This is a genomic window from Thioalkalivibrio sp. AKL19 (assembly GCF_000420165.1).
Lineage (GTDB): Bacteria > Pseudomonadota > Gammaproteobacteria > Ectothiorhodospirales > Ectothiorhodospiraceae > Thioalkalivibrio.
This window is the reverse complement of record NZ_ATUK01000014.1, coordinates 54,444-76,423: the sequence shown is the minus strand read 5'-3', so window position 1 is coordinate 76,423 and position 21,980 is coordinate 54,444. Positions and strand designations below refer to the sequence as shown.

Sequence of the window (21,980 nt, the reverse complement as noted above, 5' to 3'; positions counted from 1 at the left end):
CCGAATGTGCGCGCCGACACGGTGATGGACCACCTGCTATCCCCAGCTGCCACCGTCGGACCGCCGCAGCCACTGACCGCATTGGCGGCATTGGTACCGATAGCCGCGCTTGTTGATAAGAAAATGCCGGCGGGCGCTCAGGGGTTGGGAGCCGCATCCGCATGCATAGTCGTACTGGCGCATCTTGCGGGTGGTGAGCGCCGTTGCATGTGTAATCCGCGGATTCGGAAAACCCATTGTCCCCATTAGCCCCTTCCATTCGGGACCGTGAGGACGCACCTTTCGCATGCCGTGGGTGCGGTAGACCAGTGAATGGGCCACCTCGTGCGCCACGGTTTCGGGAAAGTGCTGATCCCATTCCCGGGTGAAGGCTTCCGGATTGAAACGCAGCGTCTCCGAGTTTTTTCTCAGGCGCCACTGCCCGGCGGCCCGGCCTTTCAGGTCAAATCGAATAGCCGGAAGGTCTTTCCCCGATGTATCCGCGACCAAATGATAGAGCCGCGCGACTTCATCGCATATCCTCTTTCTTTCTTCGGGAGAGAGAATGGACGTGGGCTCTGGTGTTCCGCGTGTATTTTTATAATCTTTCTGGCATCGTTCCATGGGTTCGTATTATTCTGCCGTGGCCAACGCGAGTGTGTGCATTAACCAGTGTTTCCCTAGTTTTAGAGAATGGGACGGGGTCGTGAACCCCTGTCGTCCAAACCTGTCATTGAATCAATTTTCAGCATCCGGGAGTTCTGCATGAGCATGGATAACAAGAAGGCCTCCGATCTGTCGGCGGAAGAACTGTACGCCCTCGCGCGCCAGCGGGAAAAGGAAGAGGCCGAGCGCAAGGAGGCCGAGCGTCGCCAGAAGCGCGAGAAGCTGATGGAAAAGCGCAAGGAGATGCTGGCGCGGCATCGCAAGGAACTCAATGAACTCGAGCGACAGATCCGCGAACTGGGCGGCCGCGTGGGCCGCACCGGGAGTGCCGGCGGCGGACGTCGCGGGCGCCGGGCCGGTGGCGAGTCCATCAGTCAGAAGCTGTGCGAGATCGTCGCCAAGCAGCCGGAGATGGGCATCAAGGAGATCAAGGCGGAGGCGGAGAAGGCCGGCCTGGATACCAAGAACATCAGTCAGACCTTGGCCTACCTGAAGCGCCAGGGTCGCCTGACCTCGCCGCGCCGCGGCGTCTACAAGGCGTCCTGACGCGGCCGCAGGCCCGCCCGGACGACGATCACGGGCGGATCTGCAGCCCTTCCTCCGTACGTGTCAGCTCCCCATCGCCCGCAAACCAGCGGGCGATGGTCTTTCCGGCGATCTCGTGGCGCCAGCCACTGCCGAGGCGGCCGCTCGTGCCGTCGCCCTTCAGGAGTTCGACGACATCCTTGCGCTGCGCAATCGCGCCGGCGGTGATCTGGTTGCGTCGTGCGCACTCGCGCAGCAGGGCCATGCCGATGTCCGCAAGGACTTCTTCTGCTTCGGTCAGCTTGGCCTTGTCCGGCAATTGAGGCCATTCCTCGCGGGGCATGGCCTGGCCCTCGCGGATTGCCTCCAGCAGTTCTTCCTGACGCGGCGACTTCATGCCGTCAGGGAAGCCGCGCAGCTGGTGCAGGGCGCCACTGTCCTGCGGGGTGCGCCGGGCGATGTCGATCAGAATGTCGTCGGCCAGGATCCAGCGACGCGGGCGGTCGCTTGCCTGGGCGGCGCGTTCGCGCCAGGCGGCCACGGCCTTCAGTACGCCGCGCTCGCGCGGCTTGAGCCGCTTGGCCCCGGAGACCCGCTGCCAGGCGTTGTCGGGGTCCGGTTCGTACAGGGCCGGGTTGCTCAGCGCCTCCATCTCCGGGCGCAGCCAGTGCATGCGGTCATGACTCTCCAGTTCGTGCAACAGGCGCATGAATACAGTCGCCAGGAAGCGCACGTCGTCCGCGGCGTAGCGGATCTGCTGCTCGCTCAGAGGGCGGCGTGACCAGTCGGTTCGCGTCTGGCTCTTGTCGAGGTCGCGGTCGAGGATCGCCTTGACCAGATTGGCATAGCCGATCTGCTCGCCATAGCCAAGCATGCTGGCCGCGATCTGGGTATCGAATACCGGGGTGGGAACCCGTCCGAGCTCGCGGTACAGGACCTCGAGATCCTGTGAAGCCGAATGGAAGACTTTGGTCACGCCGGCATCGAACAGGAGTGGTTCGAGCAGGTGGATGTCCAGCTTCAGCGGGTCGACACAGGCGATCTGGTCCAGCGTCGCCAGTTGGATCAGGCAGAGGCGCGGGTAGTAGGTCTTCTCGCGCATGAACTCGGTGTCCAGCGCGATCCAGTCGGTCCCGGCGATGGTGTCCAGAAAGTCCCGCAGGGCCTCCGGGGTCTCGATCAGGCCGTGATCATGCATCGTGTGACTTCTGACTGGCTTCGAAGGCCGCCTTTTGCTCGGCGGTGGCCTCTTTCTGGTAGCGCTCCTTCCACTCCCCGTAGGGCATGCCGTAGACGATCTCGCGGGCGCTTTCGTAGTCGACCGATTCGCCGCGCTCCTCGGCGGCCGCCACGTACCACTTGGACAGGCAGTTGCGGCAGAAGCCGGCCAGGTTCATCAGGTCGATGTTCTGCACGTCCTTGCGCTCGTCCAGGTGCTGTAGCAGGCGGCGGAACACGGCGGATTCGATCTCGGTTTGCTTGTTCGGGTCCATGGGATGCTCCTTGTTGCGGGTTGGCACAGTATGCGCGACCGGCCCGGACGCTTCGAGCAGGCCCCGGGGTTCCCGGGCCTGTGAGCCACCTCAGGTCAGGTGCAACAGCCAGCGCCGGCGCATGTCGCGCAGCAGGAAAAAGATCAGCGGCCACAGCAGCGCGCTCGTGATTGCCGGCGACCAGTACATGATGTCGCCCGGCGGGAACCCGGTGATGCCCTGGGGCCACAAGGCCAGCAGCTTGAACAGCGCGATCAGGATCGCGACCACCATCATCTGCTGCCAGACCGGGTACACCCGCAGCCGCGGATGGATCTGCAGCACGATGTAGATGATCACCGCCAGGGCGATGGCGTTCTGTCCCAGCAACTGGCCCAGCAGGGTGTCCAGCAGCAATCCGGCGACGAACGCCGTCAGGACGCCGATACGGGTCGGAAAGGCCATGGTCCAGTAGATCAGCACGAGTGTCAGCCACTCCGGGCGCGCCGGGCGCAGGGCATCCGGGACTGGCACGATCGCCAGCGCCAGGGCCGCCAGCAGGGTCAGTGCCACCGGCCAGGGGATGCCGATGGCGCGGGTCACGGCGCTTCCGGGGGCGCTGCGGCCGGCTCCGGTGCGGGCGCATCCGGCGAGACATCCCGGGCCTCGTCGGCCTCGAGGGGGATGATCCCCGGCATGCTGCCCTCCGTCCACAGCAGCAGGACCTCGCGCGAGCGGTCCAGCGCGGCGAGGGGCTCGGCCTCGATGCTCAGGAACGGCTGACCCTGCGGTCGTTCAACCGAGGTCACGCGGGCCACCGGGTAGTCCGCCGGGAAGCGGCCACCGAGGCCGGAGGTCAGCAACAGGTCGCCGGGTTCCACATCCTCCTGCAACGGGACGTGGCGCATCTCCAGGCGTTGCGGGTTGCCGGTGCCAACTACCAGCCCCCGCAGCCCCGTGCGCGCGCTGAGCACCGGAAGGGCGTGGCTGGGGTCGGAGATCAGCAGCGCGACGGAGCTGGTCAGCCGGGTGGAAAGGACCTGGCCGATCACGCCGTCGGCGTTGATGACTGGTTGTCCGGCGTAGACGTCGTCATTGCGGCCCTTGTTGAGCACGATCTGCTGGCGGAAGGGATCCAAGTCCACGGCCAGCAGCTTCGCGATCTCGACGCGTTCCTCGGCCTGCTGGGCGGTGTTCAGGAGCGCCCGCAGGCGGTCGTTCTCCTGCTGCAGGGCCTCGAAGCGCAGCTGGCGGGCGCGCAGCTCGGCGTTCTCGCTACGCAGGATGCGATTCTCGGTGATCAGGTCCTCGCGGCTGGTGAACGACTCGAATACCCGGCTGAATGCGCGGACCGGCGCGTCCACCGCGACCTGCAGCGGGTAGGTGACCGTGGCCAGGGCGCCGCGGACAAACTGCAGCTCGTTCACGCGATGATCCAGCGCCATCAGCGCCAGTCCCAGCAGGACGACCGCGAGCAGGCGCAGAGTGGGCGAGACACCCAGTCTGAACAGCGGCTTGCTGATGGCGTGACCTCCGGTTCCGGATCGCGTCGACTAGGCAAGGTGGCGCGGGGGTTCGCTCCGTGCGGCCTTGCCGACCTGTTGCGGCCCGGAGTGTAACCCGAACCCGTCGTCCGGGGAGACCCGCGCCAGGGAGGCGCGGGTGGCGTGGCCCGGTGTTATTCCATCGACAGGAAGTCGACCCGCTTCTCGTCCAGCATCTCCAGCACCCGGCCGCCGCCGCGGGCCACACAGGTCAGCGGATCATCGGCGATGACCACCGGGATTCCGGTCTCTTCCATGATCAGGCGGTCCAGTTGCTGCAGCAGGGCGGAGCCGCCGGTCAGCACGATGCCGCGCTCGGCGACGTCTGCGCCCAGTTCCGGCGGGGTCTGTTCCAGCGCGGTACGCACAGCGGAGACGATGCCGTACAGCGGGTCCTGCAGGGCTTCGAGGATCTCGTTCGAGTTCAGGGTGAACGAGCGCGGCACGCCCTCGGCCAGGTTGCGGCCCTTGACCTCGATCTCCAGCAGTTCCTTGCCCGGGTAGGCGGAGCCCACCGCGTGCTTGATGCGCTCGGCCGTTGCCTCGCCGATCAGCACGCCGTAGTTGCGGCGCACGTAGGCCATGATCGCCTCGTCGAAGGTGTCGCCGCCGATGCGCACGGACTCGGAGTAGACGATGCCGTTCATCGACAGCACCGCGACTTCGGAGGTCCCGCCGCCGATATCCAGCACCATGGACCCGACCGCCTCGTCCAGCGGGATGCCGGCGCCGATGGCCGCGGCCACGGGTTCCTGCAGCAGGTAGACCTTGCGCGCGCCGGCGCCGAAGGCGGATTCGCGGATGGCGCGACGTTCCACCTGGGTGGCGCCGCAGGGCACACAGACCAGCACGCGCGGGCTGGGGCGGAAGATCCGGCGCTCGTGCACCTTCTTGATGAAGTACTGCAGCATCTTCTCGGTGGTGGTGAAGTCGGCGATCACGCCGTCCTTCATCGGACGCACCGTTACCACGTGCTCCGGCGTGCGCCCGAGCATCTTCTTGGCCTCGATCCCCACCGCCTCGATGGAGCGCGGGCCGCCCGGGCCGCGGTCCTGGCGAATGGCGACCACGGAGGGTTCGTTCAGGACGATGCCCTGGCCGCGCATATAGATGAGGGTGTTGGCGGTGCCGAGATCGATGGAGATGTCGTTGGAGAACAACCCCAGAAGGCGTTTGAACATGAAGAAGAAACCTGCTTGAGTGGGCGGGCGGGAAAGCCGTCGACTCTAGCAAGCGCCCGGGGTTTGGGCAACAACGGCTTTGTGGTAAGTTTGCGCTCCGTTTCGCCCGTTGAATTTGAACGCTACAGGACCCTCCCGTCATGTCCGTCGATACCTCCGAAGTCCGGCGCATTGCCCATCTCTCCCGTCTGGCCATGAACGACGACCAGGCCCGGGATTTCGCCGGAGGGCTGAGCGACATCTTTGCCTTTGTCGAACAACTGGATGGTGCGGCCATCGAGGGTGTTGAGCCGATGGCCCACCCGCTGGACGCCGAGCAGCGCCTGCGCCCGGACGCGGTCACCGAGCCGGACCGGCGCGAGGCCTATCAGGCCATCGCCCCGGCCGTCGAGGGTGGCCTGTACCTGGTCCCGCGCGTGATCGAATGATCCGCGCGGTCGCCGTTCTGTTGAACCCGTCACGCTTCTAGCCAGAAAGAGTCCCCGAAACCATGGCCCAGGAAACCCTGTCCGGCTGGGTGCGCAAGCTCCAGGCCCGCGAGATCAGTTCGCGTGAACTGACCCAGCTGTATCTGGACCGGATCGAGCGTCTCGATCCGCAGTTGAACAGCTTCATCACCGTGACCGCCGAGCAGGCGCTGGCGCAGGCCGATGCCGCCGATGCGCGCCTGGCGAAAGGCGAGCAGAGCCCGTTGCTGGGCGTGCCCGTCGCGCAGAAGGACATCTTCTGCACCGAGGGTGTGCGCACCTCCTGCGGCTCGCGCATGCTGGATCCGTTCGTCTCGCCCTACAACGCCACCGTCGTCGAGCGCATGAATGCCGCCGGCGCGGTGATGCTGGGCAAGACCAACATGGACGAATTCGCGATGGGCTCGTCCAACGAGACGAGTTTCTATGGCCCCGTTCGCAACCCCTGGGATACCGAACGCGTCCCGGGTGGTTCCTCCGGCGGCTCCGCCGCCGCGGTGGGGGCGCGCCTAGTGCCGGGTGCCACGGGCACCGACACCGGCGGCTCGATCCGCCAGCCGGCAGCCTTCTGCGGCATCACCGGGCTCAAGCCGACCTACGGGCGCGTCTCGCGCTACGGCATGATCGCCTTCGCCTCCAGTCTCGACCAGGGTGGCCCGATGGCCGCGACCGCCGAGGACTGCGGGCGGATGCTGAACGCGATGGCCGGCTTCGACGAGCGCGACTCCACCAGCGTCGAGCGCCCGGAAGAGGACTTCACCGCCGGACTGGAGCAGGACCTGAAGGGCCTGCGCATCGGCCTGCCGACGGAATTCTTCGGCGAGGCCGGACTGGACGAGCGCGTGCGCGGCGTGATCGACGCCGCCATCGAGGTGCTCAAGGGCCGCGGCGCCGAGGTGCGCGAGGTCGGCCTGCCGAACAGCCACCTGTCGGTGCCGGCCTATTACGTGGTCGCCCCGGCCGAGTGCTCCTCCAACCTCGCGCGCTTCGACGGCGTGCGCTATGGCTATCGCTGCGAGAATCCCGAAGACCTGATGGACCTCTACACCCGCTCGCGCGGGGAGGGCTTCGGCGACGAGGTGAAGCGCCGCATCATGGTCGGCACCTACGTGCTGTCCGCCGGCTACTACGACGCCTACTACCTGAAGGCGCAGAAGGTCCGGCGCATCATCGCCGACGACTTCCGTCGCGCCTTCGAGGACGTGGACGTGCTACTGGCGCCGACCACCCCGGAGCTGCCGTTCGCGCTGGGTGCCAAGGCCGACCCGGTCAGCATGTACCTGTCGGATATCTACACCATCGCCGCGAACCTCGCGGGGCTGCCGGCGATGTCGCTGCCGGCCGGCGAGATCGACGGCCTGCCGGTCGGGCTGCAACTGATCGGCAACTATTTCGACGAGGCGCGCCTGCTGGGCGTCGCTCACCAGTATCAGCAAGAGACCGACTGGCACGCGCGCGTGCCGGCGGCCTTCGCCTGAGGGCCCTGAACATGGAATGGGAAACCGTCATCGGGCTGGAGATTCACGCCCAGCTCAATACCGTCTCCAAAATCTTTTCCGGGGCGCCCACCGCCTACGGCGCCGAGCCCAATCGCCAGGCCTGCCCGGTGGACCTGGGCATGCCCGGCGTACTGCCAGTGCTGAACCAGGGTGCGGTGGAGCGGGCCGTGATGCTGGGCCTGGCGATCAATGCCGAGATCACCCCGCGCTCGGTTTTCGCGCGCAAGAACTACTTCTATCCGGACCTCCCCAAGGGCTACCAGATCTCGCAGTTCGAACTGCCGATCGTGGGCCTGGGGCATCTGGATATCGAACTGGAAGACGGCACCATCAAGCGCGTCGGGGTGACCCGCGCGCACCTCGAGGAGGACGCCGGCAAGAGCCTGCACGAGGGCTTCGAGGCGATGACCGGTATCGACCTCAACCGTGCCGGTACCCCGCTGATCGAGATCGTTTCCGAACCGGAGCTGCGCTCCGCGAAGGAGGCCGTTGCCTACATGAAGAAGCTGCACTCCCTGGTGCGTTACCTCGACATCTGCGACGGCAACATGCAGGAAGGCAGCTTCCGCTGTGACGCCAACGTCTCGGTGCGGCCCAAGGGCCAGACCGAGTTCGGCACCCGCGCGGAGCTGAAGAACCTGAACTCCTTCCGCTTTGTCGAGCGCGCGATCAACTTCGAGGTCGAACGCCAGATCGACCTGATCGAAGGTGGTGGCTCGGTAGTACAGGAAACCCGCCTGTACGATCCGGACCGCGACGAGACGCGCTCCATGCGCAGCAAGGAAGAGGCGAACGACTACCGCTACTTCCCGGATCCGGATCTGTTGCCGCTGGTCGTGGACCATGCCTTCATCGACTCCGTGCGCGCGAAGCTGCCCGAGCTTCCGGATGCCAAGCGGGCGCGCTTCGTCGAGCAGTACGGCCTGTCCGACTACGACGCCGGCGTCCTCACCGCGACCCGCGAGATGGGCGACTTCTACGAGGCCGTGGCCGGCGGCTGCGACGCGCCCAAGCTGGCCGCCAACTGGGTGATGGGCGACTTCTCCGCCGCGCTCAATCGCTCCGAGGTGGAACTGAAGGATGCTCCGGTCAATGCCGATGGCCTGGCCGGTCTGCTCGCGCGCATCCAGGACGAGACCATCTCCGGCAAGATCGCCAAGGAGGTCTTCGAGGCGATGTGGAACGGCGAGGGCAACGCTGATGCCGTGATCGAGGCCAAGGGGCTCAAGCAGATCACCGATACCAGTGCGATTGATGCCATCATCGACGACGTGATGGCCAGCAACCCGCAGCAGCTCGAGCAGTACCGTGGCGGCAAGGACAAGCTGTTCGGCTTCTTCGTCGGCCAGGTGATGAAGGCGACCCAGGGCAAGGCCAACCCGGCCCAGGTCAACGAGCGCCTGAAGGCCAAGCTCGACGGCTGATGCGCTTTATTTCGTTCGAGTTCAGCTGCCATGCGTGAGACCGACACCCTCCATCGCTTCATGCTGGAGGAGGCCGGGGTGCGCGGCGAGTGGGTGCACCTGGATGCCGCCTGGCAGGCCCTTCTGGAGCGCCACGAGTACCCGCCCGTGGTGCGTGACCTGCTGGGCCAGGCCTATGCGGCGGTCGCGCTGACCGCAGCGACACTCAAGTTTGACGGCTCGCTGATCCTGCAGGTCACCGGCCCCGGGCCGGTGCACATGATCGTCGCCCAGGCCGATGGTAAGGGACGGTTGCGCGGGCTCGCCCGCTTTCGCGAGACTCCGCCGGAGGGCGCGACGCTGGCCGAGTGTGCCGGCGAGGATGCCCGGCTCATGCTGACCCTGGACCCCGGAGATGGCGGCGAGCGCTACCAGGGCGTGGTCGAGCTGGAGGGCGAGACCCTGGCGGACGCGATGAACGTCTATTTCGAGCGTTCGGAACAGCTTCCGACGCGGCTTTGGCTGGCAAGCGGGGCACAGTCCGCGGCCGGCATGCTGCTGCAGGCGCTACCCGGCGAGGGTGGTGGTGATGCAGTGACGCGGGATTCCGAGGAGTGGAACCGCGCAACGATCCTGGCCGAGACCACCACCGCCGAGGAGCTGCTGGAGCTGGATGCGGGGACCCTGCTGGGCCGGCTGTTCGCCGAGGAGCGCGTGCGCCTGTTCGACGGCACCGGTGTCAGCTTCCACTGCCCCTGCTCCCGCGAGCGCATCGGCGAGACCCTGCGCAGCCTGGGCCGCGACGAGATCCGCAGCATCATCGAGGAGCAGGGTGCGGTCGACGTGACCTGCGAGTTCTGCAACGCCCACTACCACTTCGACCCGGTGGATGCCGAGGCCCTCTGCGCCCCCGAGGGTACCCAGCCGCCGACTCCGGAAACCCGCCAGTAGCCAGCGCCTGGGGGCGGGCCGCTGGCCCCCCTCGTTAGCCCGCCGTGACCCCCGGAGGGCCGATCCGCTCGTGACGCCCGCCCGACCGTCTGCGGTCTTGCTATAGATGCAGGACTGATCTTCCAGCGTTCGCAGACGGGGGCGCAATGTATTCCCGGCACACCGAGATCCCGACCCTGGATGTCCGCCCCGGCTGGCTGGTGGAGGCGCGCTACTTCAACCAGGTCCGCCGGGGGCTGGCCCTGCTGGGGCCGGAAATCCGCCTGTCGCCGCCGGGGCTCAAGCAGCTGGACCTGATCCTGCAGCGTGATGCCTGGATCGTCGTCGACCGGGTGCTGAACGACATGCCGGTGGTCGCCTGGACCGCCTTCCACTCCCGCGGGCGGCGCAGCCTGCACCGTCCGGTTGCCTGCGAACTGCTGCTGTTTCACGCGATGGCGAGCATGGTCATGAACCGCACCCTGTCCGCGATGGAGCCCGAGCTGGCGGTGGCGCTCGCCGACGCCGCGCCGGCGCTGTCACCCGGCAAGGTCCTCCCTTTTAATCCGCGCTCCTGCGCCTGATCCGGCGCGTCCGGCTCAGGCCGGGGCGTGGCGGTGGCCGCACGCCGGGCAGGCCGGGTCGCGGCGCAGCCGGATCTCGCGGAACTGCATGGCCAGACCGTCGAGGATCAGCAGCCGCCCGCCAAGGGTCGGCAGCCCCATCAGCAGCTTGAGTGCCTCGGTCGCCTGCAGGCTGCCGACCACGCCGGGCAGGCTGGCCAGCACGCCGTTGGCGGCACAGGTGTCCTCATCGCCACCCCCCTCGCCGTACAGGCAGTGGTAACAGGCCGCTTCCGGATCGCGGTAGTCGAAGGTGGTCAGCTGCCCCTCGAAGCGGATCACCGCCCCGGAGACCAGTGGCGTGCCGGCTGCGAGTGCAGCGCGGCTGATGGCCCCGCGGGCGGCGAAGTTGTCCGTACCGTCCAGTACTACATCGGCATCGGTGAACAGCCGGTACATCGCCTCGTTGTCGAGGCGTTCGGTGCGCGGGTCCACGCGGCACTCGGGGTTCATCGCGGTGACGCGGTCGACCGCGGAGGCGACCTTGTCGCGGCCAATATCGGCTTCGGTATGGAGGATCTGGCGCTGCAGGTTGGTCACCTCGACGTGGTCGGGGTCCACCAGGGTCAGGTGACCCACCCCGGCCGCGGCCAGGTAGGCGGCGACCGGCGAGCCCAGTCCGCCAAGCCCCATGACCACCGCATGTGCTCGCCGCAGTGCCTCCTGCCCCTCGACCCCCACGCCGGGGAGCATGATCTGGCGGCTGTAGCGCAGGAGCTGGTCGTCTTCCATGCGGAGGGTCTCCGGGGGGGGGCGGGCCAAAATTGTAACCGGCGTCACGTTCGCAGGCGGCGTCAGTTGGGTACCGTTCAGGAACGCACGATTCAATCAGCGTCTCCCTCGGCAATCCTGCCACAACCATCGGTCGGTCGACGCTCCAGGCGAATGCGCGGACGACCCGAATGAAAGGAGGGATCATCCATGAAACGAACCGCGATTCTGGCACCCGCGGCATTGCTGGTGGTCGTCCTGTCCGTCCCGAGCCATGCGGCCCAGCCGGTCACCGGGCTAGTGCAGGCGGTGGGGGCCGTCAGCTCCGATGCGGCGGCCTTGCAGCCTGTGCGGCATGGCCATTCGCGTGGGCACAAGCACTACCGCGGCCACCCGGGTGCGCGTGGTCACAAGCAGGCCAAGCGGGCGAAACCGCGCGGCCGAGGGCATCACAAGCACTCGCGCAGTCATGCGCATCATTACCACCACTACTATGACAACCGTTCGAGCCGCTACCGCCACCGCTCGTCGCCCAGCGGTTCGGTCAACCTGCGCCTGCGCCTGCCGCTCTGACTCGGGCGCGCCCCTGGCGCAACGCGAGCCCCGGCCGGGGCTTTTTTGTGATGGGCGCAGAGGACGCGCGAGCTCGGGGATTCGCGTGTCCCTTTCTTTCAAATCGGTCACATTTATGTAAATATTCCGATATAGGACCCCGCCGATATAGCGGGGTTTTTTTTGGGGTGGCTCCCCATGGCGGCACCGGTGTCTCGGTGCCGGTTTTCCGCGTGGAATGGTGAGAGTGTTTGGCTCGGTGTGGTGATTCTGCGCATCTAACAGGGTTTGATTTGTCAGGGAGAACAACACATGAAGAAAGGACTCGGTGTCCTTGCTGTTTCGGTATTGCTTGCAGGCTGTCTGGCCGCACCCGAGCCTCGTCCGGTGCAGCCGGCGGAATCGGCGCAGTCGTCTGGGGACGATGATTACGAACGTGCCATGGCGCTTCTCGAGGCGATGGGGGCGGCGCAGCAGCGGCATCCGCAAAAGCAATCGGGCGTTGCGGCAGGCGGCTTCGGGCAGATGAGCCCCGAGGAAGTTGTTGAACGGTTGGAGCCTATGTGGGCGTCTGACAATCAGGGCGCCAGGTTTGAACGCCGTCGAGACGGTTTCCTGGTCGATGGTGTCGCCTATGTGGAACCACAGGGAGAGATCTCCTCCTACGGATTCGATACGACAACCGGTGCGGTCACCTACCTGATGGCTCTCACGGACCGTGAATACCAGGTGAGGATTGCGAATCCATCCAATGGTCTTGCGCCTGTGACGATTGCGCATGCCGAGCGTGGTGGATCGAACTGGAATATTCGGACGGTGACTGGAGAGACCTTGAGGGGGTCCCACTTGATGCCGACATCGCGTGGCTTCGCTGTCGCGCGAGACACGAACGCCTTTGTCTATGCTCCGGGAGAAGGTATTAGCACGGTCGGAGTCCCGGATGGTTTCCATCTGGCGGCTCACCAGAACGGCGATATTGCCTCCACGGGATACATTCTGATCGAGCGCAATCGGGCGCAGGGCAGTGGAGAGTCGATGATGCGCACGATGCGTGCTCTCGGGGATGCGCTTGGAGGTAGCTCGGCCGAAGATTATGCGTTGATCAACTACCGTGACCAATCAGTGGTTCCGATCAACATCTCGTCCGAAGGCGGGCAGGTGAACGTGTACTCCGAGTGCCGACAGCGCAATTCGATTGTGAATGAATGTGCGAATATGCATTCGTTTGAAGCCTTGTACGATCCGCGAACGGGGCGTCGTAACGAAGGCCACTATTTCTGGCGTTTGCACTGGTTTTCGACCGAGCAGGGCCCGATTGCCGTGACCCATGAAGCTGGACTGCGACGGATTGCAGTAACGCGCCTTGATACTGGCGAGAAGGCGGTAGCCTTCAGTCGTGGTTTGGGCATTGCCTCCATGGACGCCGAGCAGTATCCGTCGGGGCGAGTTAAGGTGACCGGAGGCTGGGCCTTCAGGAGCCATGAACTCGCGGACGCGTTCGAGGCTTTCGACAAGAGCGATGGCTGATACCCTTAAGCGTCGGTGAGATCGCCGTATCTGAGCGGTGGTTTTGCCCGGTTCTGGTGCCAGTGGGACCGTCACTGAAGCCAGTTGGTTATTGGCTTGATGGTTATGACCCTTCCGGTTGAATGCGATTGGCCCCGGCACCTTGTGCCGGGGCCTTTTTGTTTGTACTCGCTTTGCTCGGCGTGAAGGGTGCTCCCGTGCTGCAGAGCTCGTGCGTTCAAGCTGGCCCTTCGGGTATCAGAAGGCCCTCCGTGATGCGTACGTGTCCGGCCATGTCGACGTGTGACCGGATAGCGGTGTAGCCGGCATTTTTCAGCATCCGGCGCACGGCGCGGGCTTGGTCGAAACCGTGTTCCAGAAGCAGGCGGCCAGAGGGCGCCAGGTGCTCGCCGGCGGTGTGGATGATGGTGCGCAGGTCCGCCAGGCCGGCATCGGCCGCGACTAGCGCAGCGCGCGGCTCGAAGCGCACGTCGCCATGGGCCAGGTGAGCGTCGTCAGGGGCGATGTAGGGTGGGTTGCTGACGATCACGTTAAATGTACCGCGTGGCTTGAGCGGGGCGAGCCAGGTCCCCTGCAGGAAAGCCACGTCCAGTCCGAGTCCGTCCGCGTTGGCGCGGGCTTGGCGGAGGGCGTCCAGGCTGCGGTCGGAGGCGACGGCCTCGATGACTGGGCGTTCCGCCTTGAGCGCCAGGATGATCGCGCCGGTGCCGGTGCCAAGGTCCAATACGCGAGGATTTTCGTGGCTGCAGGCGTCAACGGCGGCGAGCGCATGCTCGACCAGCAGCTCGGTCTCGGGGCGTGGGATCAGGCAGGCCGGGGAGACCCCCAGCTCCAGCGTCCAGAAGCTGCGCCGTCCGAGGATGTGGGCCATCGGCTCGCCGGCGCAGCGGCGCTGGCACAGCGCGTCCACGCGGGCGGCTTGCTCGGCGGTGGCGGCGTCGTTGCCGTGGGCGATCAGTTGCGCGGTACCCTGGCCGGTGGCGGTGCCCAGCAGCATGCGGGCCTCCAGTCCGGGGTTTTCGATCCCGGCGTCCTGCAGGCGGGTGCGCAGGTCCCGCAGCAGGCTGTCGAGCGAGGCCCGGGCTTCCATTACGCCTCGGAGAGGGTGGCGAGTTGCTCGGCCTGGTATTCGTGGATCAGCGGATCGATGATCGGGTCGAGGTCGCCGGCCATCACCTGTTCCAGCTTGTACAGGGTGAGGTTGATGCGGTGGTCGGTGACCCGGCCCTGCGGGAAGTTGTAGGTACGGATGCGCTCGGAGCGGTCGCCGCTGCCGACCAGGCCCTTGCGTTCGGCGCTCTGCGCGGCGGACTGGGCCTCGCGCTCGGCCTCGAACATCCGCGCGGCCAGGTAGGTCATGGCCTTGGCGCGGTTCTTGTGCTGCGAGCGTTCTTCCTGGCACTCGACCACGATGCCGGTGGGCAGGTGGGTCAGGCGTACCGCGGAGTCGGTCTTGTTGATGTGCTGCCCGCCGGCGCCGGAGGCGCGGAAGGTGTCCACGCGCAGGTCGGCCGGGTTGATCTCCGGCATCTCGACCTCTTCCAGCTCCGGCAGGATGGCGACGGTCGCGGCCGAGGTGTGGATGCGGCCCTGGGACTCGGTCTCGGGGACGCGCTGCACGCGATGGGCGCCGGACTCGAACTTGAGCCGGGAATAGGCGCCCTGGCCGGCCAGGCGCGCGATGACCTCGCGGTAGCCGCCGTGTTCGCCCTCGCTGGCGCTGAGGATCTCCAGCTTCCAGTTCCGCTGCTCGGCATAGCGGGTGTACATCCGCAGCAGGTCGCCGGCGAAGATCGCGGCCTCGTCGCCGCCGGTCCCGGCGCGGATCTCCAGGAACACGTTGGCGTTGTCGTGCGGATCCTTCGGGATCAGGTGGCGGTAGAGTTCCGCCTCCAGCGCCTCGGTCTGTTCCGACAGCGTCTCGATCTCGGCCTCGGCCATGGCGCGCAGCTCGGGGTCATCGTCCTCGAGCATGGCGCGCGCCTCGTCCAGCGCCGCGTGGTTGTCGTGCCAGGCCTTCCAGGCCTCGGCCACCGGTTCCAGCTGGCTGTATTCCTGGGACAGTCGGCGCAGCTGGTCCGGGTCCTCGGCGGCGTCCGGGGTGGCCAGCAGCTGCGCGATCTCGGCGTGGCGTTCGGCCAGGCCTTCGAGCTTGGTGCGGAACGAGGCCTTCACGAACGGGTGCCGGAGTCGGAATCGTCGCCGGGGTCGTCTTCCGGAGCGGGCAGCTGGAACAGACGATGGGCGGCCTCCAGCAGGCGGGCATCGCCCTCGTGCGCGGCGGTGTTCAGCGACTTGCAGGGGGCGTGCATCAGCTTGTTGGTCAGGTTGTGGGCCAGCAGCTGCATCGCCTCCTCGGGCGACTTGCCGGCGCGCAGCATGGCCTCGGCCTTGGCCAGCGCCTCGGCCTTCACGCTGTCGGCGCGTTGGCGGAGCTGGCGGATGCTGTCCACCGAGTCGCGGGCGCGCAGCCAGCGCATGAACTCGCCGGCGCGCTGGGTGATGATCTCCTCGGCCTGTTCGGCGGCGGCCTGGCGCGAGGCCATGTTCTCGTCGATGACTTCCTGCAGGTCGTCCACGGTGTAGAGGTAGACGTCCTCAAGCTGGCCGACCTCGGGTTCGATGTCGCGTGGCACGGCGATGTCCACCATGAACATCGGCTTGTGCCGGCGCTTGCGCAGCGCGCGTTCCACCGCGCCCTTGCCGAGGATCGGCAGCGGCGCGGCGGTGGAGGAGATCACGATGTCGGCCTCGGCCATGCGGTCGGGGAGCTGGTCGAGACTGATGGCCTCGGCATCGAAGCGGCCGGCCACCGCGCGGGCGCGTTCCACCGTGCGGTTGGCGACGATGACGTTGCCGATGCCGCCTCCCGAGAGGTGTTGCAGGGCCAGTTCGATGGTCTCGCCGGCACCGATGACCATCGCGGTCAGGGGTTTCAGGTCGCCGAAGATCTGGCGAGCCAGTGACACTGCCGCGAAGGCCACCGAGACGGCGCTCTGGCCGATGGCGGTCTGGGTGCGCACGTCCTTGGCGGTAGCGAAGGCATGCTGGAACAGGCGTTCCAGCGAGCGGCCCAGTGTGCCGGCGTCATGGGCATGCTGGTAGGCAGTCTTCATCTGCCCGAGGATCTGCGGCTCGCCGAGGACCATGGAGTCCAGCCCGCTGGCCACGCGCAGGGTGTGGCGCACCGCGGAGCCGTCGTGGTGCAGGTAGAGATAGGGTTTCAGCTCGTCGCGGTCGATGCCATGGTAGCCGCCGATCCAGTCGAGCACACGCTGTTCGCTGTGCGGGTCGCCCTCACGGAAGTACACCTCGGTGCGGTTGCAGGTGGACAGGATCGCGGTTTCCGGCAACAGCACGCCGGAGCGCAGCGAGTGCAGGGCCTCGCCGAGCTCGTGCTCGTTGACGGAGAGCCGTTCGCGAATGGCGACCGGAGCCGTCTTGTGATTGATCCCGAGAGTGAACAGCATGCTGGCGCGTATTGTGCCGGAAAACGCGGGCGCGTGGCCGAATTTCCCGATAGTGTACTGTGCTGTAGGCTTGGCGGCAGTGGCTTTCGGGCGGGATGGAACCCCGGAGGCGCCTGCCCCGTCCCATCCGATATGCCCGTACTGATCCCGACTGGACACAACATGATTCGAAGCCTGCTCGCGCTGGCCGCCGTGCTCTCCCTGGCGGGCTGCGCGCATACCCAACTGGACGCCTCCGAACCCCCGGAGTCGGACCACCCCGCGGTGCAGCCGTTGATGCAGACCGAGGACCCGGAGGCGGCGCTGATGTTCAGCGTCCTGGTCGCCGAGATCGCGGTGCGCTCCGGCGAGCATGCCGCGGCGGCGCGGTACTACGGTGCCGCGGCGTTGCTGAGCGATGACCCCTCGATTGCCGAGCGTGCCACCCGCATCGCGTTGTTCGCGCGCGACCAGGAACAGGCCCAGCGTTCGGCCGATCGCTGGCTGCGCCTGGCCCCCGAGAGCACGGATGCCAGCCAGATCTCGACCGTGCTGCGGATCAACGCCGGCGACGCCGAGCAGGCGGCCGAGCAGCTGGATTCGCTGATGAATCGCGTAGTGGTTCAGGGGGGGGATCCCCACTCCACGCTCGGTGCCGTGATTGGTCAGGCCCAGGATCAGGCTGTGGCGCTGGAGACGATGCGCTTGCTCGCCGAGCGGCGCAGCGACGATGCGGGGGTCCACCGTGTGCAGGCCGAGGCCGCACTGCGCTTTGGCGAGCCGGGCGAGGAGGTGGTGGCGATCACCGGGCGGGCCACCGAACGCTTCCCGGAATCGGTCCCGCTGCGTCTGCTGCATGCACGCGCCCAGAGCGAGGCCGGGCGGCAGGATGCCGCGATCGAGACCCTGCGCGCGACCGTGGAGGCACACCCGGAGAGCCGCGAGGCGCGCCTGGGCTATGCGCGCGTCCTGACGGAGATGGAGGACGACACCTTCGCCCGCGAGGAGATGGATCGCCTGGTGGAGATGGCGCCGGAGGATACTCAGCTGCTGCTGGCGCTCGCCTTGATGAATCTGGAGGCGGAGCAACTGGGGCCGGCCCGCGACTACCTGGAGCGTCTTGACGCCCTGGGCGAGCGCGAGAACGACGTCGCGTACTACCTAGGAAGGTTGCACGAGATGGCCGACGAGCCGGATGACGCCCTGGCGGCCTATGCCCGCGTCGAGGCCGGCGACCATGCCGAGGATGCCCGCCTGCGCAGCGCGCGTCTGACCCTTCGGCGCGACGGGGCCGAGGCTGCCCGGGAGCTTTTTGATCCCATGCAGCAGGGCGTGGACGACGACCTGGCCCGGCGCGCCTACCTGGCCGAGGCCAACGCCCTGCGCGAGATGGAGGCATATGCCGAGGCCCGCAGCCGCTTGAACCGCGGGCTGGTCCAGTTCCCGGGCGACACCCGGCTGCTGTACCTGCGCGGGCTGGTGCACGAGCGCGAGGATGATATCGCCGCCGCCGAGGCGGATTTCCGCGCCATCCTTGAGTCCGATCCCGAGAACGTCGCAGCGCTGAACGCGCTGGGCTACACCCTGGCGGATCGCACGGAGCGCTTCGAGGAGGCCTATGAACTGATCCTGCGTGCCTACGAGCAGGAGCCGAATGATGCCGCGATCATCGACAGCTATGGCTGGGTCCTGTATCGCCTGGGCCGTCTGGAGGAGGCCGAGACCCAGCTGCGGCGGGCCTATTCCCTGTCGGATGACGGCGAGATCGCCAGCAACCTGGCGGTGGTGCTGTGGGAACGCGGCGAACGCGACGAGGCGCGCGAGATTCTCGAAGCGGCGCTGGAGCGCGAGCCCGATCACGAGCGCCTGCAGCGGGTTCGTGACGACTTGACCGAATGAATCAGGCAAGGGTCATGCGGAGGCCGCGACGGGTCCCGGGCGGGGTCTGGCTGGCCGGGTTGCTCGTTGGCTGGGGGCTGTTTGTGGCGGGCTGTGCCGCGCCTCTGCCCGAGGCGGATACCTCGCCGGCGGCCGAGGCCGCCTTCGAGGCCCGTAATGCTCAGCTCGCGGCACTGGACAGCTGGCGACTGGTGGCGCGCCTGGGGCTGGCCTCCGGGGAGGAATACTGGTCCGCCCAGCTCAACTGGCGCGTGCAGGAAGGCCAGCATGTGCTCGATCTGTCCGGCCCGATGGGGCGCGGCGGTGGCCGGCTGACGCTCTCCGACAGTGGCCGGGCGCTGCTGGTGACCCGGTCCGGCGAGCGCTTCGAGGCGCGCGATCCGGATGCGCTGGTGGCGCGGGTTCTGGGGGAGTCAATCCCGGTCAGCGGCATGATCTACTGGGTGCGCGGCCTGCTGCACCCGGAGGCCTCCTACCAGCTGGATATCGATGCGGACGGCCGACCCCTGGAGATTCTGCAGTCCGGCTGGGCCATCGAATACACCGAGTTCGAGGAGGTTGACGGCGTTTCGATGCCGGTTGCCATGGTCCTCGGGCGCGAGGAGGTCGAGTTGCGCGCCCGCATTGGCCGCTGGCAGCTCGGTGGGGACGCGCCGTGACGGCCGCGCCTGCGGCCGGCGCCTTCGACACGACCTTTCCCGCGCCGGCCAAGATCAACCGCTTCCTGCACATCACCGGGCGCCGGGCGGACGGGTATCACGAGCTGCAGACGGTGTTCCAGTTCCTCGGGCTGGAGGACACCCTGCGTTTCGAGCCACTGCCCGGGGGGCGTTTCGAGATGGCCGGGACCGACATCGATGGCACCGATAACCTCTGCCTGCGTGCCGCCCGGCGCCTGGCCGGGGTGGCGGAAACGCCCTTCGGTGTGCGCATCCACCTCGATAAACGGATCCCGGTCGGGGGTGGTCTGGGGGGCGGCAGCTCCGATGCGGCGACGACGCTGGTGGCCTTGAATCACCTGTTCCGCCTGGGTTGCTCTGTCGAGCAATTGGCGGCGATCGGCCTGGAGATGGGGGCCGACGTTCCGGTGTTCGTGGCAGGACACGCCGCCTGGGCCGAGGGTGTCGGCGAGCAGCTCGTGCCCGTGGACCCGACGACCGGCTGGGTCTTGCTGATTGACCCCGGCGTGTCGGTTGCCACCGGGGCCATGTTCGGGTGTGCGGAATTGACACGCGACTGTCCCACCGAGACAATTTCGTCCGCGATCGATGACGGGCGGTTCGTGAACGTGTTCGAACCGGTGGTCCGGGCGCGCTATCCGGAGGTCGACCGGGCGCTGTCCTGGCTGGCGGAGCAAGCGCCGCGGGCGCATCTGAGCGGCAGCGGTGGCTGCGTGTTCGCGATCTTCTCCGAGGAAGAGGCGGCCCGGGCGGCGCAGTCCGCACAGCCGGTACCCTGGCAGAGCTGGGTGACGCGGCTGGAAAATGTGTCGCCCCTGCAGGCCTGGCTGCCGTCACGGGGCGCCGGCATCGAAACGCGATAGCGTTTAGCGAGATATTGGGCCGTAGCCAAGCGGTAAGGCAGCGGGTTTTGATCCCGCCATGCGCAGGTTCGAATCCTGCCGGCCCAGCCATACACCCGCCCCGCGCCCGGGATGGCGCGAGGCAAAACCATCAGGACCCCGGCCACGCGCCGGGGGCTATACTGGAGCCCGGGCGAGATCGCAGCCCGCTCCACTCCATCCAGACCGGGACGAACCGTGGTCGACAAGAATCGCATGATGATCTTCGCGGGCAATGCGAACCCGCGTCTCGCCCAGGCCGTTGCGGAACACCTGGGGCTGCCGATGGGCAAGGCCATCGTGGGGCGTTTCAGCGATGGCGAGGTGCAGGTCGAGCTGCTGGAGAACGTGCGCGGCCGCGACGTCTTCCTGATCCAGCCGACCGGCCAGCCGACCAACGAGAACATCATGGAACTGGTGATCATGGTGGATGCGCTGCGCCGCGCGTCGGCCGGTCGCATCACCACGGTCATCCCGTACTTCGGTTATGCCCGCCAGGACCGTCGTGTGCGCTCGGCGCGGGTGCCGATCTCGGCCAAGGTGGTCGCGAACATGATCGAGGCGGTGGGCGCGGATCGCGTGCTGACCATCGACGTGCACGCCGACCAGGTTCAGGGTTTCTTCAACGTCCCGGTGGACAATATCTACGCCTCGCCGGTGCTGCTGGGCGATGTCTGGCGTCATGTCTCGGGCGATCTGACCGTGGTGTCGCCGGATGTCGGCGGGGTGGTGCGTGCTCGCGCGATCGCCAAGCGGCTGGATGACGCCGACCTGGCGATCATCGACAAACGGCGGCCGCGGGCCAACGAGTCCGAGGTAATGCACATCATCGGCGATGTGCGCGGCAAGTCCTGCATCATCATCGACGATCTGGTGGATACCGCTGGTACGCTGTGCCAGGCCGCGAAGGCCCTGAAGGCGCACGGGGCGGAGTCGGTGATGGCCTATGCCACGCACCCCGTGCTTTCCGGCGCGGCAATTGATAACATAAACGGTTCGGCGCTTGACGAGCTGGTGGTGACCGACACCCTGGCTCTGCAGCCCAACGCACAGGGTTGCGACAAGATTCGTCAGCTGTCGGTCGCGGAGATGCTTGCGGAGACCATCCGTCGCATCAATCGCGAGGAATCGGTCAGTTCGCTGTTCATGGACTAGCGAAGCCGCCGGGCCGAAAACGAATTCGGGGAGTTCGTCTCCCCTTCAGCGCCCCGCCTGGTCGCGGGCGGGGTGTGTTCAGGGCGCTTCGGGTGAAGCGCCTTTCATTTTGGAGACTGTAGCAATGAGCATGAGCTTTACCATTGAAGCCGAGAAGCGTGACGAACAGGGTTCGAGTGCGAGCCGCCGCCTGCGTCGCGCCGGCAAATTGCCCGCCATCCTGTACGGGGCGGACAAGGACGCCGTGGCGATTACGCTGGATCACAACGCGATGGTCCACAACCTCAAGGAAGACGCGTTCTACTCGCACATCCTGAGCGTGAAGCTGGACGGCAAGACCGAGAAGGCGATCCTGCGCGACGTGCAGCGCCATCCGTTCAAGCCGACCATCTACCACGTCGACCTGATGCGCGTGAGCGCCAACCAGCCGATCCGGGTCAGCGTGCCGCTGCACTTCCACAACGAGGAAGAGGCCAAGGGCGTCAAGCTGGGCGGTGGCATGGTCAGCCGCATGATCAACGAGCTCGAGGTCGAGTGTCTGCCGGGTGACCTGCCCGAGTCCATCGATATCGACGTGCTCGAGATGGATGTCGGTGACACCCTGCACATCTCCGAGCTCAAACTGCCGGAAGGCGTGCAGAGCGTGGCCCTGATGCATGGCGAGGACTACGACTACGCCGTGGTCAGCGTAGTGCTGCCGCGTGCGGCCAAGACCGACGAGGAAGAGGGCGAAGAAGCCGAGGCCGAGGCTGCGGAAGCCGAAGGTGGCGAGGAAGCCGCGGGTGGCGAAGAGGCCTCCGGCGACGAGGCGGAGTCCGAGGACAAGGAGTAAGCCCT

The 21,980-nt window shown here is 66.8% G+C and carries 23 protein-coding genes and 1 tRNA gene; 14 read left to right on the top strand and 10 right to left on the bottom strand.

Annotation, left to right across the window (positions count from 1 at the left end):
- Positions 1 to 36: 36 nt before the first annotated feature.
- The gene (locus F817_RS14300) at positions 37 to 603 is read right to left on the bottom strand and encodes a SprT-like domain-containing protein (RefSeq protein ID WP_231369404.1); all 567 of its coding nucleotides are present in this window, start codon (positions 601 to 603) and stop codon (positions 37 to 39) included.
- A 141-nt stretch (positions 604 to 744) separates the two neighbouring features.
- On the opposite strand from F817_RS14300, the gene F817_RS0110080 reads away from it, so the two are divergent.
- On the top strand, positions 745 to 1,191 hold the full coding sequence (locus tag F817_RS0110080; protein WP_024327532.1) for a hypothetical protein: 447 nt from the start codon (positions 745 to 747) through the stop codon (positions 1,189 to 1,191).
- A 28-nt stretch (positions 1,192 to 1,219) separates the two neighbouring features.
- On the opposite strand, the gene rnd is transcribed toward F817_RS0110080, so the two are convergent.
- From rnd to F817_RS0110055, 5 genes are all read right to left on the bottom strand, one after another.
- Positions 1,220 to 2,368, bottom strand: coding sequence for a ribonuclease D (gene rnd / locus F817_RS0110075; protein ID WP_024327531.1), 1,149 nt, complete (start codon positions 2,366 to 2,368; stop codon positions 1,220 to 1,222).
- Positions 2,361 to 2,663 carry a DUF1244 domain-containing protein gene (locus F817_RS0110070; RefSeq protein WP_024327530.1) on the bottom strand — a complete coding sequence of 101 codons (303 nt, stop codon included), beginning with the start codon at positions 2,661 to 2,663 and terminating at the stop codon, positions 2,361 to 2,363. The genes rnd and F817_RS0110070 overlap by 8 nt, the downstream gene beginning before the upstream one ends.
- 90 nt (positions 2,664 to 2,753) lie before the next feature.
- Entirely contained in the window at positions 2,754 to 3,245 is a 492-nt protein-coding gene (gene mreD / locus F817_RS0110065) for a rod shape-determining protein MreD (protein WP_024327529.1), read from the bottom strand.
- On the bottom strand, positions 3,242 to 4,087 hold the full coding sequence (gene mreC / locus F817_RS0110060) for a rod shape-determining protein MreC (RefSeq protein ID WP_024327528.1): 846 nt from the start codon (positions 4,085 to 4,087) through the stop codon (positions 3,242 to 3,244). The genes mreD and mreC overlap by 4 nt, the downstream gene beginning before the upstream one ends.
- A gap of 233 nt (positions 4,088 to 4,320) precedes the next feature.
- A complete protein-coding gene (locus tag F817_RS0110055; protein WP_024327527.1) occupies positions 4,321 to 5,367 on the bottom strand; it encodes a rod shape-determining protein in 1,047 nt (348 codons plus the stop codon).
- A gap of 140 nt (positions 5,368 to 5,507) precedes the next feature.
- On the opposite strand from F817_RS0110055, the gene gatC reads away from it, so the two are divergent.
- The 5 genes from gatC (at position 5,508) to F817_RS0110030 (ending at position 10,250) form a co-directional block, all read left to right on the top strand.
- A complete protein-coding gene (gene gatC, locus F817_RS0110050; protein ID WP_018865860.1) occupies positions 5,508 to 5,795 on the top strand; it encodes an Asp-tRNA(Asn)/Glu-tRNA(Gln) amidotransferase subunit GatC in 288 nt (95 codons plus the stop codon).
- Between the two features lie 62 nt (positions 5,796 to 5,857).
- Entirely contained in the window at positions 5,858 to 7,312 is a 1,455-nt protein-coding gene (gatA, locus tag F817_RS0110045; protein WP_024327526.1) for an Asp-tRNA(Asn)/Glu-tRNA(Gln) amidotransferase subunit GatA, read from the top strand.
- A gap of 11 nt (positions 7,313 to 7,323) precedes the next feature.
- Entirely contained in the window at positions 7,324 to 8,757 is a 1,434-nt protein-coding gene (gatB, locus tag F817_RS0110040) for an Asp-tRNA(Asn)/Glu-tRNA(Gln) amidotransferase subunit GatB (RefSeq protein ID WP_024327525.1), read from the top strand.
- A gap of 30 nt (positions 8,758 to 8,787) precedes the next feature.
- A complete protein-coding gene (gene hslO / locus F817_RS0110035; RefSeq protein ID WP_024327524.1) occupies positions 8,788 to 9,687 on the top strand; it encodes an Hsp33 family molecular chaperone HslO in 900 nt (299 codons plus the stop codon).
- 146 nt (positions 9,688 to 9,833) lie between these two features.
- On the top strand, positions 9,834 to 10,250 hold the full coding sequence (locus F817_RS0110030; RefSeq protein WP_024327523.1) for a hypothetical protein: 417 nt from the start codon (positions 9,834 to 9,836) through the stop codon (positions 10,248 to 10,250).
- A gap of 15 nt (positions 10,251 to 10,265) precedes the next feature.
- Here the strand turns inward: F817_RS0110030 and F817_RS0110025 are convergent, their stop codons facing one another.
- Positions 10,266 to 11,021, bottom strand: coding sequence for a molybdopterin-synthase adenylyltransferase MoeB (locus F817_RS0110025; RefSeq protein WP_024327522.1), 756 nt, complete (start codon positions 11,019 to 11,021; stop codon positions 10,266 to 10,268).
- A 189-nt stretch (positions 11,022 to 11,210) separates the two neighbouring features.
- Here F817_RS0110025 and F817_RS0110020 point away from each other — a divergent pair, with 189 nt between their 5' ends.
- Both F817_RS0110020 and F817_RS0110015 read left to right on the top strand, forming a co-directional pair.
- On the top strand, positions 11,211 to 11,573 hold the full coding sequence (locus F817_RS0110020; RefSeq protein ID WP_024327521.1) for a hypothetical protein: 363 nt from the start codon (positions 11,211 to 11,213) through the stop codon (positions 11,571 to 11,573).
- A 291-nt stretch (positions 11,574 to 11,864) separates the two neighbouring features.
- Positions 11,865 to 13,079 (top strand): hypothetical protein, encoded by a 1,215-nt coding sequence (locus F817_RS0110015; protein ID WP_231369403.1) that lies wholly within the window; start codon positions 11,865 to 11,867, stop codon positions 13,077 to 13,079.
- Positions 13,080 to 13,296: 217 nt separating this feature from the next.
- Here the strand turns inward: F817_RS0110015 and prmC are convergent, their stop codons facing one another.
- The 3 genes from prmC to hemA are packed head-to-tail and all read right to left on the bottom strand — an operon-like array spanning position 13,297 to position 16,549.
- Positions 13,297 to 14,169 carry a peptide chain release factor N(5)-glutamine methyltransferase gene (gene prmC / locus F817_RS0110010; RefSeq protein WP_024327519.1) on the bottom strand — a complete coding sequence of 291 codons (873 nt, stop codon included), beginning with the start codon at positions 14,167 to 14,169 and terminating at the stop codon, positions 13,297 to 13,299.
- Complete coding sequence (prfA, locus tag F817_RS0110005) at positions 14,169 to 15,254, bottom strand: peptide chain release factor 1 (RefSeq protein WP_024327518.1); 1,086 nt, start codon at positions 15,252 to 15,254, stop codon at positions 14,169 to 14,171. The genes prmC and prfA overlap by 1 nt, the downstream gene beginning before the upstream one ends.
- A complete protein-coding gene (gene hemA, locus F817_RS0110000; RefSeq protein ID WP_024327517.1) occupies positions 15,251 to 16,549 on the bottom strand; it encodes a glutamyl-tRNA reductase in 1,299 nt (432 codons plus the stop codon). Before hemA ends, prfA begins: the two co-directional genes overlap by 4 nt.
- A gap of 132 nt (positions 16,550 to 16,681) precedes the next feature.
- On the opposite strand from hemA, the gene F817_RS0109995 reads away from it, so the two are divergent.
- The 6 genes from F817_RS0109995 (at position 16,682) to F817_RS0109970 (ending at position 21,975) form a co-directional block, all read left to right on the top strand.
- On the top strand, positions 16,682 to 18,427 hold the full coding sequence (locus F817_RS0109995) for a tetratricopeptide repeat protein (RefSeq protein ID WP_024327516.1): 1,746 nt from the start codon (positions 16,682 to 16,684) through the stop codon (positions 18,425 to 18,427).
- Between the two features lie 14 nt (positions 18,428 to 18,441).
- The gene (gene lolB / locus F817_RS0109990; protein ID WP_155988450.1) at positions 18,442 to 19,086 is read left to right on the top strand and encodes a lipoprotein insertase outer membrane protein LolB; all 645 of its coding nucleotides are present in this window, start codon (positions 18,442 to 18,444) and stop codon (positions 19,084 to 19,086) included.
- Entirely contained in the window at positions 19,083 to 19,970 is an 888-nt protein-coding gene (ispE, locus tag F817_RS0109985) for a 4-(cytidine 5'-diphospho)-2-C-methyl-D-erythritol kinase (RefSeq protein WP_024327514.1), read from the top strand. The genes lolB and ispE overlap by 4 nt, the downstream gene beginning before the upstream one ends.
- A 15-nt stretch (positions 19,971 to 19,985) precedes the next feature.
- Positions 19,986 to 20,060, top strand: a tRNA-Gln gene (locus tag F817_RS0109980).
- A 144-nt stretch (positions 20,061 to 20,204) separates the two neighbouring features.
- Positions 20,205 to 21,143, top strand: coding sequence for a ribose-phosphate diphosphokinase (locus tag F817_RS0109975; protein ID WP_196801213.1), 939 nt, complete (start codon positions 20,205 to 20,207; stop codon positions 21,141 to 21,143).
- Between the two features lie 124 nt (positions 21,144 to 21,267).
- Entirely contained in the window at positions 21,268 to 21,975 is a 708-nt protein-coding gene (locus tag F817_RS0109970; RefSeq protein ID WP_024327512.1) for a 50S ribosomal protein L25/general stress protein Ctc, read from the top strand.
- Positions 21,976 to 21,980 lie beyond the last annotated feature (5 nt).